General features: G+C 73.7%; 13 protein-coding genes and 1 rRNA gene. 4 read left to right on the top strand and 10 right to left on the bottom strand.

What is annotated here, in order from left to right; translation table 11 throughout:
* The 5 genes from ACWCXH_RS38045 to ACWCXH_RS38025 form a co-directional block, all read right to left on the bottom strand.
* Window positions 1–1,016, bottom strand: a 1,016-nt coding sequence (locus ACWCXH_RS38045; RefSeq protein WP_449806082.1) for an ALF repeat-containing protein, incomplete at its 3' end; no start/stop codon positions are given.
* A gap of 447 nt (window positions 1,017–1,463) precedes the next feature.
* Entirely contained in the window at window positions 1,464–1,976 is a 513-nt protein-coding gene (locus ACWCXH_RS38040) for a hypothetical protein (RefSeq protein ID WP_449806081.1), read from the bottom strand.
* A gap of 102 nt (window positions 1,977–2,078) precedes the next feature.
* A complete protein-coding gene (locus tag ACWCXH_RS38035; protein WP_449806080.1) occupies window positions 2,079–2,177 on the bottom strand; it encodes a PEP-CTERM sorting domain-containing protein in 99 nt (32 codons plus the stop codon).
* 10 nt (window positions 2,178–2,187) lie between these two features.
* Window positions 2,188–2,880, bottom strand: coding sequence for a hypothetical protein (locus tag ACWCXH_RS38030; RefSeq protein ID WP_449806079.1), 693 nt, complete (start codon window positions 2,878–2,880; stop codon window positions 2,188–2,190).
* 7 nt (window positions 2,881–2,887) lie between these two features.
* Window positions 2,888–3,049, bottom strand: a complete 162-nt coding sequence (locus ACWCXH_RS38025) for a hypothetical protein (RefSeq protein WP_449806078.1) — start codon at window positions 3,047–3,049, stop codon at window positions 2,888–2,890.
* Window positions 3,050–3,515: 466 nt separating this feature from the next.
* Here ACWCXH_RS38025 and ACWCXH_RS38020 point away from each other — a divergent pair, with 466 nt between their 5' ends.
* Window positions 3,516–5,108, top strand: coding sequence for a Re/Si-specific NAD(P)(+) transhydrogenase subunit alpha (locus tag ACWCXH_RS38020; protein ID WP_449806077.1), 1,593 nt, complete (start codon window positions 3,516–3,518; stop codon window positions 5,106–5,108).
* Window positions 5,109–5,113: 5 nt separating this feature from the next.
* Complete coding sequence (gene pntB / locus ACWCXH_RS38015; protein ID WP_449806076.1) at window positions 5,114–6,574, top strand: Re/Si-specific NAD(P)(+) transhydrogenase subunit beta; 1,461 nt, start codon at window positions 5,114–5,116, stop codon at window positions 6,572–6,574.
* On the opposite strand, the gene ACWCXH_RS38010 is transcribed toward pntB, so the two are convergent.
* Window positions 6,571–8,970 (bottom strand): ATP-binding protein, encoded by a 2,400-nt coding sequence (locus ACWCXH_RS38010; RefSeq protein WP_449806075.1) that lies wholly within the window; start codon window positions 8,968–8,970, stop codon window positions 6,571–6,573. The two genes, pntB and ACWCXH_RS38010, sit on opposite strands and share 4 nt — an antisense overlap.
* A 267-nt stretch (window positions 8,971–9,237) precedes the next feature.
* Between ACWCXH_RS38010 and ACWCXH_RS38005 the strand changes: the two genes are divergently transcribed.
* Entirely contained in the window at window positions 9,238–10,086 is an 849-nt protein-coding gene (locus tag ACWCXH_RS38005; RefSeq protein ID WP_449806074.1) for a hypothetical protein, read from the top strand.
* A gap of 50 nt (window positions 10,087–10,136) precedes the next feature.
* The gene (locus tag ACWCXH_RS38000) at window positions 10,137–11,324 is read left to right on the top strand and encodes a trypsin-like serine protease (protein WP_449806073.1); all 1,188 of its coding nucleotides are present in this window, start codon (window positions 10,137–10,139) and stop codon (window positions 11,322–11,324) included.
* Between the two features lie 72 nt (window positions 11,325–11,396).
* Here the strand turns inward: ACWCXH_RS38000 and ACWCXH_RS37995 are convergent, their stop codons facing one another.
* The 4 genes from ACWCXH_RS37995 to rrf form a co-directional block, all read right to left on the bottom strand.
* A complete protein-coding gene (locus tag ACWCXH_RS37995; RefSeq protein ID WP_449806072.1) occupies window positions 11,397–14,024 on the bottom strand; it encodes a SpoIIE family protein phosphatase in 2,628 nt (875 codons plus the stop codon).
* A 216-nt stretch (window positions 14,025–14,240) separates the two neighbouring features.
* Complete coding sequence (locus ACWCXH_RS37990) at window positions 14,241–16,379, bottom strand: SpoIIE family protein phosphatase (RefSeq protein WP_449806071.1); 2,139 nt, start codon at window positions 16,377–16,379, stop codon at window positions 14,241–14,243.
* A gap of 89 nt (window positions 16,380–16,468) precedes the next feature.
* Entirely contained in the window at window positions 16,469–17,095 is a 627-nt protein-coding gene (locus tag ACWCXH_RS37985; protein ID WP_449806070.1) for a hypothetical protein, read from the bottom strand.
* A gap of 182 nt (window positions 17,096–17,277) precedes the next feature.
* Window positions 17,278–17,364: ribosomal RNA gene (rrf, locus tag ACWCXH_RS37980) — 5S ribosomal RNA — on the bottom strand; the annotation flags it as partial.

The following is a 17,364-nucleotide window of genomic DNA, read 5'->3' as shown; positions in this document are numbered from 1 at the left end:
CCGGCCTTGGTCGCCGCGGAGGCGGCGTTGGCGGCGGCGTTGGCGGCCTGCCGGGCCGCCTCGTTCGCGGCCTTCGCCGCCGTGGAGGCGGTCTGGGCGGCGTTCGCGGCGCGGGTGGCGGCGTCCGCCGCGCGTCCGGCGGCGTTGGAGGCGTCCCCGGCGGAGCTCTGGGCGGCCTTGGTCTCGGCCGCGGCGCGCTCGGCCGCGTCCTTCGCCAGCTTGGTGGCGTCCAGTGCCTTGCCCGCCGCGTCCTTGGCGGTCTCGGCCTGCTGCCCGGCCTGGTCGGAGGCGGTCTTGGTGAGGTCGGCCAGCTGGGCGACCGTCAGCGTCTCCTGGTCGTGGGCGGCGGCGGTCTGGTAGCCGTATTGGAGGAACTGCTGGACGTCGTCCATCGAGCCGTTCAGCGCCGTGTTCGCGGCCTTCTTCACCTCCGGCCCGCCCGAGGCCATCAGCTGGGAGAGGTGGACGCGGTCGTCGTCGTCCCTCGCCTTGAACTGGCCGACGTTCAGGAACTGGTTGACGTCGTCCAGGCTGCCGTCCATGGCCTTGGCGGCGGCGGCCCTCACGCCCGGCCCGCCGGTTGACATCAGCTGGGAGACCCGCACCCGCTGGTCGTCCTCGTACGCCTTCTTGGCACCCGTGTCCAGGAACTTCTGCAGATCGGCCGGGGATCCGGCGAGCGCGGCCGTGCCGGCCGCGCGCACTCCGGGACCGGAGGTCGCGATCAGCTCCTCGATCCTGGCCCGCAGGTCCTGGTCGGCGGCCGCGGCCTGGCCCTTGGCCAGGAAGGCCGCCAGGTCGTCGCCGCTGCCGGTCAACGCGCTCTCGGCGGCCTGCCGCACGGCCGGGCCGCCGGCCTGCCACGCGGCGACCGCCTTCACCCGGTCCGGGTTCGCCGCGGTCGCCGGCGTCGTGTCCGCCGCCGCCGGTATCGCGAGCAGCCCGGTCAGCAGGCCGGCGACCACGAGTCCGGCCGCGAACCGCGGCCGCCCCCGTGATGTCAGAGACAGTCTCATCGAAATCCGCAATCCCATCTGCTTCGGGCACCGAAGTGCCGTTCGGCCACCGGCATCCGCGCCGGCGGCCCCGGAAATGGTTCAAGAACGACGCGCCGCAGCAACGAGCGCCATGACACGCCACAGCCCTGCCGCTCCGCCGGAACGAGCGGAGTGACAGGGCGTCAGTCATTCGTGCTGATGCCGAAGCTGGTGGCTGGTGTCCCCGGTGCGGCCACCGCGGCCGCAGCCGCCACCTGCACCATCAGCTCCCGGAAGGACATGCCTGGGAGAAGCCAACCCCCCAAGCTGGCAAAGAAATGATCAACCGGACGATAACCGCCGCACGAGTCGCCCGTCAAAGCCCTTTCCACCTCGCACGCAAGGATTCGACTCGCAGTCAAGTCCGCATAATCCCAGTGATTTTCGCCCGAATCGGATGCCGCTCCCCGCCTGCGAGAACCAGGGCTATCCGGTGTGCTGCCGCCTCAGGTCGTCGAGGCGCTTCGCCGCGTGCTCGGCCTCCTCGACGTGGCCGAGGTCGAGGGCCGCCGTGGCGCGGCCGTAGACGTAGAAAACGTCCTCGCGTTCCTCGCAGGACAGCGTCCGCAGCCGACGCAGCACGTCGAAGTCGACGTCCAGGGCCAGCTGGACGGCCGCCGAGCGGTCGCGGGTGGCGGCGGGCAGGTGCGTGCGCAGCACGTCCTTGAGATGATCGCGGACGCGGCGGTCCGTCTCGTCGGGCCGCCGGGCGGCAGGACGGTGCGGGTGGTCCTCCAACTCCTCGGCCCACCGGGTGAGCACGCTGTGGATCTCCTGGAGCCCCTCCACGTCCCCGGGGTCGGTGGCGAACGCCTTCCGGGCCGGCTCCGCCGCTTCGCGGGCACGCCCCTCGACGTCGGTGCAGGCCGCGACGAATCCGGCGAGGGTACCGCACTGCCATCGCAACTCGGCTGCCTGCCAGGCCCGTTCCATGTCCACGACGGCACCTTACCGGGCGGTTGAACGGGATTGCCGAACGCTTTTCGACGGCCGGCCGCCCGCGTTCGGCGGACGGCCGACCGCTCGCGCGTCCGCGGGCTGCTACCGGGCGGCCCGCTCGGCCTCCCGGCGGCGGCGCGTACCGACCATGCCGAAGCCGCCGCCGAGCAGGAGGAGGACTCCCGCGCCCTCGACGAGCACGCTGGCCGCGTCACCGCCACCGGTGGACGCCAGGGGCCGGCCGTTGCGGGTGTCCCCGTCGGCGGTGGCCGCCGGGGCTGCGGCCACCGCCGTGCTGGTGGCGGTCGTGGTGGCCGTCGCCGTGGAGCGCGTGGGCGTCGGCTGACCCTGCGCCGGGTCCGCCGTCGGCCGGGCGCCGGCGGGAGCCGTGGCCGTCGCGGTGGCCGGGCCGCTCGGCGAGGGCTTCGTCGTCGGCGGGGAGTCCGGGGTCGTCGGGCCGGTCGTCGGGCCGGTCACCGGGAACGCCGGGCACCGGGCCGGAGCTGGTCCGGATCAACGGCGCCGGAGCCGGGCCGATCGCCTCCGCCGTCGTCCGCCCGTCCTCCGGCTCGGAGCCGAGCGCGTCCAGGCGCAGCACGAGGTTCCGCGGCACGCCCGGCCGAGGGTGGCCCGGCCAGTGGCAGTCCGTCGCCCGGACCTCGCGGCTGCGCCGACCGGCCGTGGTGGTCACGGGCCCGGGCACGACCTGGACGTCCGGGCGCCATCCGCGCCCGGGCCACAGGTGTTCCAGGCTCAGCTCCCACGTGTCGGCGTTGACCACGAGGGACTCCCCCACGAGGCCCGCCAGCACGAGGGTGCCGTACGGGGTGCGGACCACGGCCCGCTGGTCGAAGTCGGCGTCCTTGCCGACCACCGTGATCCGCCAGGGTCCGTCGACGAACATCCCGCCGTCAGGCCTTCCGGCGGGCGGCGACCTTGCGCGCGGCCACGACGAGGCCGGCGGTCAGGGTGGCGTCGCTCGGCTTCCACGCGTAGGCGGAGCCGGTGCCGGCCAGTGCCAGGACGGCGACCGCGCCACCGGTGACCGCGGCCGCGCGGCGTACGTGCTTCATCTGTGCGTCTCCTCGGAGGGTTTCATGGGTCACGAGTGCCGCCCCGCGCTCCCACCAGGGGGAGAATCGCGGGAGCGCGGGGCGGCGAGTCCGCCGGCCGTCGGCGGCCCGTGGCGGCGGGCCGGGTGGACGGCGGTGCACCGGACTCTCCCCAACTGGAACGGCCCGCACTCCGCCCCCGGTTCACCGACGACACGTCAACGGAGGTGGTGGCCCTCGACGGGAGCGGTGAGGTCCGGTTCCCTGCGCCCCCGCCCCGGCGGTTCGGGTCGGTGGTCGCCGAGGACGGTGCCTCGGTACACGTGCGGGAGCCGGCCGAAGATCACTGACACAGTGAGGCTCGTCACTGGTTCGCTCCATCGGCTCGCGGGCTGGGTAGGTGTACGTTCCTGCGACCGGCGGGCGGGACTCCCCCGATCGCCGTTGCCCCGGTCAGCAGCGCCTCCGACGAAGAGAGGTACCAGACATGTCTGCACAGGTACCGGCCCAACAACCACCGCAACGCATCGGCGTGGTCGCCGAGTCGACCGGCGGGGAGACCCGCGTCGCGGCGACGCCCGCGACGGTGCGGCAGCTGCTCGGCCTCGGCTACGAGGTCGTCGTCGAGCCGGGGGCCGGCGCCGCCTCCGGCTTCACCGACGCGGCCTACGTCGAGGCCGGCGCGCGCATCGGCGACGCCTGGGCGGCGGAGGTGGTCCTGAAGGTCAACGCCCCGTCGGGCGACGAGACCGCCCGGCTGCGCGACGACGCGACCCTCGTCGGCCTGATCGCACCGGCCCAGCGCCCCGACCTGCTGAAGGCGCTGTCCGCGCGCGGCGTCACCGCGCTCGCGCTGGACGCCGTCCCGCGGATCTCGCGGGCTCAGTCGATGGACGTGCTCAGCTCGATGGCGAACATCGCCGGGTACCGGGCGGTGATCGAGGCGGCCCACGTGTTCGGGCGGTTCTTCACCGGGCAGGTCACCGCCGCGGGCAAGGTACCGCCGGCCAAGGTCCTGGTGGCGGGCGCCGGCGTGGCCGGGCTCGCCGCGATCGGCGCGGCCTCCAGCCTGGGCGCGATCGTCCGGGCGACCGACCCTCGGCCCGAAGTCGCCGACCAGGTACGGTCGTTGGGCGGCGAGTACCTGGCCGTGGAGGTTGTCCAGGAGGCGAGCACCGACGGCTACGCCAAGGCGACCTCGACCGAGTACGACCGCGCCGCCGCCGCGCTGTACCACGAGCAGGCCAAGGACGTGGACATCATCGTCACGACCGCGCTGATCCCCGGCCGGCCCGCCCCGCGGCTGGTCGCGGCCGCGGACGTGGCGGCGATGAGGCCGGGCAGCGTCATCGTCGACATGGCCGCCGCGCAGGGCGGCAACGTCGAGGGCACCGTGCCGGGCCGCGCGGTGGTCACCGACAACGGCGTCACCATCATCGGCTACACCGACCTCGCGTCCCGGCTTCCCGCCCAGGCCTCGCAGTTGTTCGGCACCAACCTCGTGAACCTGCTGAAGCTGCTGACTCCGGGCAGGGACGGGCGGCTGGTCGTCGACTTCGACGACGTCGTGCAGCGGGCGGTGACGGTCGTCCGGGCGGGCGAGATCACCTGGCCACCGCCGCCCGTGGCCGTGTCGGCCGCCCCCGCCACGCCTTCCGCGTCCGCCACCACTCACGTGGCGCCGAAGCAGCCCCGGCTCACCCCACCGCTGCGCTTCGGCCTGATCGGCCTCGGGATGCTTTCGACGTTCCTGCTGATCGCCCTCGCTCCCGCCCAACTGGCGCAGAACTTCACGGTGTTCGCACTCGCGGTGGTCATCGGCTACTACGTCATCGGCAAGGTCCACCACGCCCTGCACACCCCGCTGATGTCGGTGACGAACGCGATCTCCGGGATCGTCGTGATCGGCGCCCTGTTGCAGATCGGGCACGAGAGCCGCGCCGTGACGGCGCTGTCCTTCGTGGCAGTCCTGCTGACGAGCGTCAACGTCTTCGGCGGCTTCGCCGTCACCCGCCGCATGCTGTCGATGTTCTCGGCCTCCCCGGCCTCGGCCGCCCCGACCTCCTCCGAAAGGCGCTGAGCCCGATGACTTCCACGACGGCCTCCCACGCCGCGGACCTGGTCGCCGCGCTACTGTTCATCCTCAGCCTGGCCGGGCTGTCGCAGCACCGGACCTCGCGCGCCGGCGTCGTCTACGGCATCGCCGGCATGGCCCTCGCCCTGGTCGCCACCGCGGTGGTGGCGGCGCGGAGCATCACCGCCGGCGCGCTCGCCCTGATCGTCCTCGCGACGGCGCTCGGCGGGGCGGCGGGCCTGTGGCGGGCGCGGCGGGTCGAGATGACCCAGATGCCCGAACTCATCGCCGTCCTGCACAGTTTCGTCGGCCTCGCCGCCGTCCTGGTCGGCTGGAACAGCTACCTGGAGGTCGAGGCCCACGGGTCCGCACAGACCCGGGTCCCCGGCGAGCTGCTGGGCATCCACCACGCCGAGGTCTTCATCGGCGTCTTCATCGGCGCGGTCACCTTCACCGGCTCGATCGTGGCCTTCCTGAAGCTGTCCGGCCGGATCGCCTCGCGCCCGCTGACGCTGCCCGGCAAGAACGCCCTCAACCTGGGCGCGCTGGCCGCGTTCGCGGCGCTGACGGTCCGGTTCGCCATCAGCCCGCACCCCGGTCTGATGATCGCCGTCACCGTCCTGGCGCTCGCGCTGGGCTGGCACCTGGTCGCCTCGATCGGCGGCGGCGACATGCCCGTCGTCGTCTCCATGCTGAACAGCTACTCGGGCTGGGCCGCGGCCGCCGCCGGGTTCCTGCTCGACAACAACCTGCTGATCGTCACCGGGGCACTGGTCGGGTCCTCCGGTGCCTACCTCTCGTTCATCATGTGCAAGGCCATGAACCGCTCGTTCCTGTCGGTCATCGCCGGCGGCTTCGGCATCGAGGCCCCGTCGGGCGGGGGCGAGGAGCAGGGCGAGCACCGCGAGATCCGCGCCGAGGAGGCCGCCGGGCTGCTCGCCGCGGCCCGGTCCGTGGTCATCACCCCCGGCTACGGCATGGCGGTGGCCCAGGCCCAGCACCCGGTGGCGGAGTTGACGCGCCGGCTGCGCGAGCGCGGCATCGAGGTCCGGTTCGGCGTGCACCCCGTGGCCGGGCGCCTGCCCGGGCACATGAACGTCCTGCTCGCCGAGGCGAAGGTGCCGTACGACATCGTCCTGGAGATGGACGAGATCAACGACGATTTCGCCGCGACCTCGGTCGTCCTCGTCATCGGCGCCAACGACACCGTCAACCCCGCCGCCACCGAGGACCCGGCCAGCCCCATCGCCGGCATGCCGGTCCTGCGGGTGTGGGAGGCGGAGCAGGTGATCGTCTTCAAGCGCTCGATGGCCTCCGGCTACGCGGGCGTGCAGAACCCGCTCTTCTTCCGCGAGAACACCGGCATGCTCTTCGGCGACGCCAGGCAGAGCGTGGAGGCGATCCTCCAGGCCCTCCCCGAGGGCCACGGCGGTTCGGCCCCCGTCGACCGCCAGACGACGGCGGCAGGCTAGCCCCGGGGCGGACCGTCCTGGCGTCCTTCCGGACGGTCCGCCCCGGTCGTCCGCCGACTCGGCCGATCGGCGGCGGCACGATCGGGACGAGCCACCCCCTGACTCGACGGGCTCCCCGAGGAGCCGTCCGGCGTGAGCCGCCGCCGGACGTTCTCGGCCTTCGGGGAACCGAGCTCCTCGTAGAGGGCGAGGCTGCGGCGCCAGGATTCGGCGGCGGCCTCGGGGTGGCCGAGCCGCTGCCGGATGATGCCGAGCTGTTCGAGGGCGGACGCCGTGCCGTCGCGGTCGCCGATGTCCTCGCGGATCGCCACGGCCTGCGCGGCCAGGTCCAGGGCCTGCTCGAAGTCACCGGTGTCCTGCAGCACTTGGGCGGTGACGTGCAGGGCGTGGCCCTCGCCGTACCGGGAGCCGAGTGCCTGGAACGCGGTCAGGGCCAGGCGGCAGTTGACGAGCGCGGGGTCGTACCGGCCGAGCACCCGGTAGGCGGGAATCAGGTTGAGGAGGCAGACGGCCTCGCCGTAGCGGTCACCGACCGTGCGGAAGGCGTCGGCGGCCCGGGTGAGGTGGCCGATGGCGGTCTCGAAGTCCTGGAGCTGGCGGTGGCTGACGCCCAGGTTGGCCTCGATCATGGCGGTGACCGCCGGATCGCTGTCGCCGAGGAGGAGTCCGGCCCGCCGGTAGCGGGTGATCGCTTCGGGGTAGTCGCCGCGGGCGTGGGCCAGGGTGCCCGCCTGGACGAGCATCAGGGCCTCGCCGGTCCGGTCCGCCGAGCGACCGGCGTGGTCGAGGCCGAGCTCGGTGGCCGCGGTCCAGTCCCCCCAGTACTTGCGCAGCGTGAAGAAGGGCCACAGGCTGTGGGCGAGCTGCCAGCACAGCGGGTCCCGGTCCCGGCCCGCGGCGTGCCGCACGAGGTCGACGAGGTTCGCGCGCTCCGTCTCGTACCAGGCCATGGCCGCCTCGGCGCCGGCGAACTCGGGCAGCGGCAGTCCGGCCGGCGGCGGTGCGGCGGGGGCGAGGCGGGCGTGCGGCACGAGGAGCGTTCCGGCCCGCCGGGAGGCGTGCAGGTACCACAGGGTGAGGCGCCGTTCGGCGGCGAGCCGCTCGTCCGGGGCGTCCTCGGAGCGGGCGCGCTCCTGGGCGTAGAGCCGGATCAGGTCGTGGAAGCCGTAGCGGCCGGGCTCTGGCGCCTGGAGCAGGTGGTGGGCGGTCAGCTCGGCCAGGAGCCGCTCGGTCCGCGCCGGGTCGCGGTCCAGCAGCGAGGCGGCGGCCGGTATCCCGACCGACCGGCCGGGCACCAGGGCCAGCAGCCGGAAGGCGCCGGCCTGGTCGCGGGTGAGGTGGGCGTAACTGGCCTCGAAACTGACCCGCACCGCGCGGTCGCCGACCTGGAGCTCGTCCAGCCGGCCGCGCGCGTCGGCGAGCCGCTCGGTGAGCATCCGCACCGACCGGCCGGGCTCGGTGACCAGCCGGCTGCCGGTGATCCGCAACGCGAGCGGCAGGCCGGCGCAGTGGGCCAGCAGCTCGGTGGTCGCAGCCGGCTCCGAGGACAGCACCGCCGGTCCGGCGATCCGGCCGAGCAGGTCCCTGGCCTCGGCGTCGGTGAACGCGGCGAGCTCGATCCGCTCCACGCAGTCGAGCTCCGGCAGCCGGCTGCGGCTGGTGAGCAGCACCGCGCACCCGCTGCTGGCCGGCAGCACCGGCCGGATCTGGGCGCCGTCCAGCACGTCGTCGAGCACGATCAGGACCCGTCGGTCGGTCAGCAGGCTCCGGTACAGGGCGGCCCGCTCGTCGAGGGTCGCGGGGACGTCGGTGGGGCTGACGCCGAGCGCCCGCAGGAGGCGGGCGGCCACCTCGGCGGCCGGCGGCGGCGCCGGGCCGGCGCCGCGCACGTCGGCGAACAACTGGCCGTCGGGGTACCGGTCGCGCATCGCGTGTGCGGCGTGCACCGCCAGGCTGGTCTTGCCGATCCCGCCGGGGCCGGTCACCACGAGCACCGGTGTCCGCCCGACGGCGCCGTCGCGGCCGAGCGAGCGTCGGACCGCCTCCAGCGATCCCGCACGGCTGGTGAAGTCCGGCAGGTCCGCGGGGAGTTGTGCGGGCGGCCGGGCGGAGGCGGACGGTCCGGCGCGTGGGGGTACGGCGGCGCCGGCGCTCGCACCCGTGCTCCTGCGGTTGTCGTCCGGCTCCTCCCGGGCCGCGGCGATCAGCTCGGCCCGGTCGCCGTCGCCGAGGCCCAGCGCGTCGGCGAGAGCGGCTACCGACTTGAGCCGGGGGTTGCGCCGGCCCGCCTCCAGCATGCTGATCGCGTGCGTGGAGACGCCCGACCGTTCGGCGAGGCCCTCCTGGGTCCACCCGCGGCGCAGCCGGTGCTCGCGCACCATCTCCCCAAAACGCACGATGACCCCCATCGCCCCCGAGATGCCGTGCCAACTATGGCATGCCACATGCCAGGGCGTGGGCCGGAACGCCAGGCGAACGCAGGGGCCGCGCCATGGACCGCCGGGCCGGCCGGCCCAAGACTCGTGTCCGCCCGGACGCCGGTACCCGGAGGTACCCGAAGCACCTGAGAGACCCGCGGTACCAGCGGCACCCGAACGACCCGAGGCGCCCGGGGCATCACCTCGCACCGAGACACCACCGCACACCGAGAATCAGGGGGAATCGTGATACGCATCAAGTCCGTGCTGGCGGCGGGGATCGCCGGCATGGTGGGGCTGGCGGGCGGAGCGCTGGCCCAGCCGGCCGACGCGGCGACGCCGGCCTCGCACCAGCGGGTGCTCACCGAACTCGGCCGGGTCCCGGGCCTGTTGCCCGCCACCGGGCACGCGTCGGCCAGGGCCGCGGCGACGGCCGGGCACCAGGACGCGCCCGCCCGGATCGCGCTCAAGGGCGCCAAGGGCGCGGCGTCGCCGGCCGGATCGCAGGTGACGGTGTCACCCGACGCGCTGCCGGACACGGACAGCGCCGTCATCGCGGACACCGACGCGGTCTCGCACGTCTTCGTGCTCCGCACCGCGCGCGCCGCCACCGACGTGGCCTTCACCGTCAGCGGCTTCGACGGCCGGCTGGTCACCGACCCGCTCGGCGGCGTCCTGCTGGTGGACCGCGCGACCGGCAAGGCCGACGGCCGGATCAGCGCGCCGTGGGCGTACGACGCCAACGGGCGTGCGCTGCCCACCAGTTACACGGTCGACGGCGACACGCTCACCCAGCACGTCGACACCCGTGGCGCCGCCTTCCCCGTCGTGGCCGACCCGCACTACACGTGGGGCTGGCTCACCGGCACGGTGTACTTCAACCGCGGCGAGACGTCGCACATGGCCTCCGACGCGGGCTTCACCGCCGCGATGTTCGCCTTCGCCCCGCCGCCGTTCAACATGATCGGCGCCCTGGTCGCCGGGAACATCTCCCGGGTGGCGTGGAACGCCAACAGCGACCACAAGTGCGTGAAGGTCAAGTCGCTGGTCCCGGTCTTCCCGGCCTCCGAGTACTCCGGGGGGTACTGCCGGTGATCACCAGGTCGAAAGCGGTGGAATCCCTCGCGCGGAGGGCACTTCGGGCCGTGGTGGTCGCCGTCTCGATGGCGCTGGCACTGGCCTTCGCCGGGATCGCGACCCCCGCGTCGGCCGTCACCGGCGGCGGCCCGGCCTCGACGGGGCAGTACCCGTGGATGGTCCACTTCCGGGACACCAGCAAGTACTCCCTCTTCAGCTACAGCTGCGGCGGCGTGCTGATCGCGCCGACCAAGGTCCTGACGGCCGGGCACTGCGGCCGGGAGTACCAGAGCAAGCTGGACCACGCGGTCGTCGTGCAGGGGCAGACGACCATCCTTGAGGGCGGCACCAACTACACGATCGGCCGGATCGACATCAGCCCCCAGTTCTTCCCGGACCAGGAGACCGGCGACTGGAAGAAGTACGACATCCACCAGGGCGATGTCGCGGTGGTGACCCTCAACCAGCCGATGGTCGGGGTGCCGACGATCCAGTTCGCCCACATCCCGGCCGACGAGACCCTCAGCGGGCAGGGCCTGATCCTCGGCTGGTCGCTGGAGAACGTCGACTCCCACGGAGACTTCAAGGAGCGGCTCCGCTCGTCGATGGTGCCGATCCTGCCGGACTCGAAGTGCACGGGCCCCTATGGCACCGACAAGTTCCGGGTGGGTCAGATGATCTGCGCCGGCGACGCCAAGCACGACGCGTGCAACGGTGACAGCGGCGGCCCGCTGATCCGCAACGGCTGGGTGATCGGGATCATCTCCGGCGGCGGCAACAACGGCTGCGACCAGGCGGGGTACCCCGGTACGTACACGCGGGTGGCCGCGTTCTCGAACTGGATCCAGCAGATGAAGGAGGACAAGGACCACGCCCCCTTCTACGTCAACGGCAAGTGCGTCGACGGGGACGTCGCCCACGGCAGCGTCCCGGGCATGAAGGTCCAGCTGTGGGACTGCAACGGATGGCGGAACCAGTTCTGGTACACCCTCCGGGACGACCACATCTTCAGCGCCTACAACAACTTCTGCATGACCGCCGACACCAGCCACGGCAGCTACAACGGGATGCCCGTGGTCCTGGAGCCCTGCGGCACCTGGAACGCCTCGAACCAGACCTGGAACATCGACGGCTACACCATCAAGAGCGCCTACAACAACAAATGCCTGGACGCGGACATCTCGGGCGGCTACCACAACGGGATGAAGGTCCAGCTGTGGGACTGCAACGGATGGACCAACCAGCAGTTCTGGTAAACGGATCCCCCGGCCGGCCCTCGCACGGGGGCGACGGCGGGCCGGGCTTCCGCCACGGCACGGGCAGGAACTTCACCAGGCCTTTTCCATTCCCTGAAGGTCCGATTGCAGGAACTGCTCGGCCCAGATGATCTTGCCCTCGGGGGTGTAGCGGACGCCCCAGCGGTCCGCGAGCTGGGCGACGAGGAACAGGCCTCGGCCGCCCTCGTCCTCGTCGGCGGCGTAGCGCAGGTGCGGGGAGGTGCTGCTGGTGTCGGAGACCTCGCAGATCAGCGTCCGGTCGTACAGCAGCCGCACCCGGATCGGTCCGGTCGCGTGGCGGATGGCGTTGGTCACCAGCTCGCTCAGCACCAGTTCGGTGGCGAAGACGGCCTCGTCCAGGCCCCATCCGGCGAGCCGCCGGGTGGCCTCGGCGCGGGCCTGCGCCACCGCCTCGGGGGCCGCGGCCACCTCCCAGCCGGCGATCCGGTCGGGTGCCAGCACGTGGGTACGGGCGACGAGGAGGGCGATGTCGTCGGTCTGGCGCGCGGGCAGCAGGGCCTCCAGCAGGGCGGCGCAGACCTCCTGGGGCGATCGGCCGGGGTGGGCGAGGGTGGCGGTGAGGAGGTCCAGGCCGACCCCGACGTCGCGGGTGCGGTCCTCGATGAGGCCGTCGGTGTAGAGGACCAGGCTGCCGCCCTCCGGCAGCCGCAGCTCCGTGACCTCGAAGGGCATCCCGCCCAGGCCGAGCGGCGGGCCGGCGGGCAGGACGGGCAGCTCCACCGTGCCGTCCGGGTGGACGAGGGCGGGCGGCGGGTGGCCGGCCCGGGACAGGGCGCAGGTCGCGCTGGTGGGGTCGTAGATGGCGTAGAGGCACGTGGCACCGGTGATCGCGTGCTCTCCGTCGGCCGCGGCCGTCTCCTGGTCGATGTGGGCGACCAGTTCGTCCAGGTGCCCGAGGATCTCGTCCGGCGGCAGGTCGAGGGTGGAGAAGTTCTGGACCGCGGTGCGCAGGCGGCCCATGGTCGCGGCCGCGTGCAGGCCGTGGCCGACCACGTCGCCGACCACGAGCGCGACCCGGGCACCCGGCAGCGGGATGACGTCGAACCAGTCGCCGCCGACCCCCGCCTGCGCGGGCAGGTAGCGGTGGGCGACGTCGACGGCGCTCTGTTCGGGCAGGGCGCGCGGCAACAGGCTGTGCTGCAGGGTGACGGCCATCGCGTGCTCGCGCGTGAAGCGGCGGGCGTTGTCGACGGACACGGCGGCCCGGGCGGTCAGCTCCTCGGCCAGGGAGAGGTCCTCCTCCTCGAACGGCCCCCGGTCCCGGCCCCGCCAGAAGCACGCGACGCCCATCAGCACGCCCCGCGCCCTCAGCGGCACGGCGATCAGCGATCCCAGGCCGAACTCCAGCACCGCCTGCGTGCGCTCGGCGTCCTGCCGGCGCCAGCCCACGTCGCCCGCCAGCTCGGTGACCAGCGCGGAGCGCCCGCTGGCGAAACCCTCCGCGTGCGGAGTGGTCCCGGCCCACGTGACCAGCTCGCCCTGCGGGTACAGCGGCGAGTCGTCCCGGATCCCGGCGAGCGCCACCCGCAGCAGCTCCACCGAGGCGCCGACCTCCAGGCTCCGCGGCTCCTCGCCGCGCAGGACCGCCTCGGCGAGGTCGACGGTGGCGAAGTCGCAGAACCCCCGGACGGCCATCCCGGCGAGCTCCTCGGCGGTACGACGGACGTCCAGGGTCGTGCCGATGGCCACGCTCGCGTCGTACAGCAGCCTGAGCCGGCCGCGGGCGACCTCGGCCCTCCCCGCGAGGGCGCGCAGCTCGGTGGAGTCGCGCAGGGTGGTGACGCTGCCGGACGGGCCTCCCCCGCTGTCGGTGAGGCGGTTGTTGACGGCCAGCAGCCGGTCCCCCACGGGGAGCACCTCGTCGGTCACGGCGCGACCGGAGAGCAGCAGTTCGGCCGCGCGGGGGGCGAGACCGAGGTCCGTGACGGCGCGCCCCTCCGCGTCGGCGGGCAGGTCGAGCAGCCGGCGCGCCTCGTCGTTGGCGAGCAGGACCCGGTCGTCTCCGCCGACGATCACCACGCCCTCGCGCACCGCGTGCAGCACCGCGTCGTGGTGCTCGTACATCCGCGTCATTTCCTCCGGCCCGAGGCCGTGGGTCTGCCGCCGCAGACGCCTGCCCACCAGCGCCGTACCGGCCGTGGCCACGCCGAGCGCGACCGCGCCGGCCCCCAGGACGACCGGCAGCTGACGGTCGATCGCGCTGCTCACGTTGGCGACCTTCATCCCGGAGGACACGATGCCCACGACCGCTCCCTTGGAGTCCTCGACCGGGACCACGACCTGGTACTCCCGGCCGAGCGGGCCGTTCACCTGCTCGACGGTGACCCGGCCCTCCAGCGACGGCCCGATGGTGCCGACGAACTTCTTGCCGATCAGCTGCGGCTCGGGGTGGGTGAAGCGGATGCCGTTGCGGTCGGTGACCACGATGAAGTCGACGTTGGCCGCCTTGCGGGCCGCCTCGGTCAGCGGCTGGAGCACCGCGCTGGGGTCGGGTCCCTCGATCGTCGCCACCAGACCGGGGCTGTGGGCGAACGTCTCGGCCGCGGCGAGCGAACGGTCGCGCGCCGCGTCGTACCGGTCGCTGCGGGACTCGATCAGCAGCGCGATGACGGCCGCCACCACGAGCAGCAGGACGATCAGCACCTGCAGGGTGAACATCTGCCCGGCGACACTGCGGATGCCCAGCACGGACCGCGGGCGCCGTGCCGACGGCTCCCGCGGGACGGGATGCGGGTGTCGCCGCTCCCGGCGGCCACCCGATCGGCGCGGGGGCAGGCGAGGCGGGAGTCCCGGGTCTGCGGCCATACCCCCATGATCCCGCCCCTGGCACGAGCGGACACATCGCACGGGGCCCGTGTGGGTGCCCGCCCCGGTTCACCGGGGGACGGAGCGGATCAGCAGCAGCGCGACGTCGTCGGTGCGGTGCTCTCCGTGCCCGGCCAGATCGATGAGCGCGTCGGCCAGCCGGTCGAGCGGTTCGCCGCCGCAGCGGGCCAGCGTGGCGGTGAGGTCGGCCAGCGCCCGGTCCGGGTCGGCCCCGGGCGTGTCGACGAGGCCGTCGGTGTACAGGACCAGCGTGGAGCCGACCGGCAGGTCGACGCGGATCTGCGGGTACGCGGCGGCGGGGTCGACGTTCAGCAGCACGCCGATGACCGGCTCCAGCGCCTCCGCACGGCCGTCCGGGCGGTACAGCAGGGGCACGGGGTGGCCGGCGTCGGCCAGCCGGGCCTCGCGGCGCGCGAGGTCCATGCGCAGGTAGGCACAGCTGGCCAGCAGGGCCGTGTCCAGGTCGGCCACCAGGCGGTTGGTGCGGCAGAGCACGGTGCTCGGATCGGCGTCGGCCGACGCGAAGGCGCGGATGGCGGTGCGGACCTGGCCCATCAGCGCGGCGGCGTTGACGTTGTGGCCCTGGACGTCGCCGATGACGACGGCCACGCCGTCGGTCCCGATCGGGATGAGGTCGTAGAAGTCGCCGCCGACGTCCATGCCCTCGGTGCACGGCAGGTAGCGGGCGCGGATCTCCAGGCCCGGCACTGCGGGCAGCGCCCGGGGCAGCAGGCTCTCCTGGAGGCCGTGGGCGAGGACGAGCTTGGTGTCGTACAGCCGCGCGCGGTCCAGTGCCTGGGCGATCAGTCCGCCGAGTGAGGTGAGGACGGCCCGTTCCTCCAGGTCGAAGCGGTGCGGCTCGGCGAAGGCCAGCACGCAGGTGCCGATCAGCCGGCGCGAGGTCACCAGCGGCAGGTAGGCCCAGGCGGCCATCCCGTCCTGCGTCTCGAACCGGTCCGGGTAGAGCCGCTCCAGCTCCGCGCGGCTCTCAAAGTACGCGGGCACGGGGTGGGTGGACGCCCGGACACCGGGCGTGGGCTCGGTCAGCGGGGTGCCGTCGAACTGGTCGACCAGGCCGGGCGGATAGCCCCGGTGGCCCGCGATGCGCAGCCGGCCGCCCTCGACCAGCAGCACCGCCACGGCCTGGCCGCCGAAGGCCGGCACGATCTGCTCGGCGATCATGGTCACCACGTCCTGCACACTGACCGCCTCGGTCAGCGCACTGGCGAGATGGAGGAGGTGGTACAGCGCCCCGGGCCGGGTGTGCACCGCCCGTTCGGCCGGTGTCCCCGCGGGCCGGTCGTGGCGGGCGGCGGCGGCGATCCGCAGGGTGAGGCCGGACGCGTCCGGGAAGAGCTCGAACGACAGCCGGTGGTCCGGGGGCCGCAGGGCGACGAACGAGGTGGACTGCTCGCTCATCACCGCCGCCTGGCAGTGGTACTCGTACACCGGATCGCGCAGCCACGGCAGGACCGCCCACGGCCGTGCGCCCAGCAGCCGTTCGACCGGCTCGCCGAGCAGCTCGGCGGCGGCCGGTGTGACCGCGGCCAGCCGGCCGTCCAGGTCGAGGGCGCAGACGCCCTCCGGAAGCCGCGCCGCCATCGCGGCGACGGGGTCGGCGGAGCCGAGCTCCGCGACCGCGGGGCACGGGCCCGGCCGAACCGGCCGCCCCTTCCCGGCCGCCTCCGCCAGCACCTCGGCCAGGCGCCCCGCCAGCGCGTCGAGCCCGCCACGTTCCCTGGGCGACAACTCGGGGGGATGCGCGGCGGGCCACAGGACGAACAGGGCCCCGCACGCCGTCCCGCGCGAGACGAGCGGCGCGGCCGCGAGGCAGAACGCGTACGGCATCGTGAGCGCGACCCTCGGGTACCGGCGCGCCAGCTCCTCCGCGCCGCCCACCCACACGATCCGGCCGCCGCGCACGGCGTCGGCCACCGGGACCGGAGCGGCCATGCCGATGTGCTGCCACGGTCTGGTGAACTGCCGGGCGGCCCCCAGCGTCATGACCAGTTCGAGCACCTGCCGGTCCTCCGACAGCAGGTAGACCCCGCCGTTGTGCGCGCCGAGGCGCTCCGGCACCGACCGCAGGATCTGCGCCACCGCCTCCAGGCCGGGCCCGGCCGCCGTCCCGGCGGCCTCGGCGGCCCCGTCTCCGGGCCGCGAGGACGCACGCCGTGCCATGCCCATCACGAGCACCTCATTCGAGCCGACCAGTGAAGCCGCGGCCCCCTCCCATAGTGGCCCGGAGGGGCGCCGTACGTCCCGTCGCTCCCCCGCTAACCCCCGGCGGCCAGTCGGCGCCCCTCCTCCAGGAAGGCCGTGACACCCATGACCCCGCCGAGTTCACCGATCGCCCGGGCGGCACCGAACGGCGCGTTCCAGAACCCGCCCTGCCGTGGGGCGTGCGGGCCGACGTACGCGTACGGCTCCGAAAGGAACGCGTCGCCGAGTGAGACGCCGTAGTTCACCTCGCCGGCGGTCACCCCGATGTCGAAGTGCTCGGGCCAGATGACCGGTTCCGCACCCGGGAACAGCCCGCGCAGTGCGGCATCACCGAGCGCGAAGCAGTGCAGGAGCCGGCGTGCGGCGGACGGATCCACCTCGACCGCGTCGTCGGCGGCGCGACCCGACCCTTCCCCGTACAGCCCGGCGGGCGCACCGACCGTGAGCCCGAGGGCCGCCCCGAGCGCGGCACAGGTGGTCCATTCGAGAGACAGCACCTGCCCGGGCGCGACCAGCTCCGCGCCGACCACCCGCAGCTCCGCCCCGAGGGAGGTGGCGAACCCACCCGCACAGGCCCGCAGCCGGATCGTCCCGCTGCTCCGGTACTGCGGCCCGGCCAGGACCAGCTCCGCCACGGCGTGCAGGGAACGGCGGGTGCGTGCGACGGTCTCGATGTCCATGAGGGCATCGTCCCCCAGGAGGGAGGCCCGTGCGCGGCCGCCTCGGGCAAGGACCGTCGGCCGGGATCCCGGCCGACGGTCCTTGAGCCCACGGTTCTCATCCGGCCACGGACGACCCCGAACCGGCGATAAAAAACGGAAAACCCCCGTCCGGTTTCCGGCGGGGGTTTTCTCGAAGAATTGTTCGGCGGCGTCCTACTCTCCCACAGGGTCCCCCCTGCAGTACCATCGGCGCTGTGAGGCTTAGCTTCCGGGTTCGGAATGTAACC

The sequence above is a fragment of the Kitasatospora sp. NPDC001660 genome (assembly GCF_053596725.1).
The sequence above is the reverse complement of the archived record's forward strand: the minus strand, read 5'-3'. Positions and strand labels throughout refer to the sequence as shown.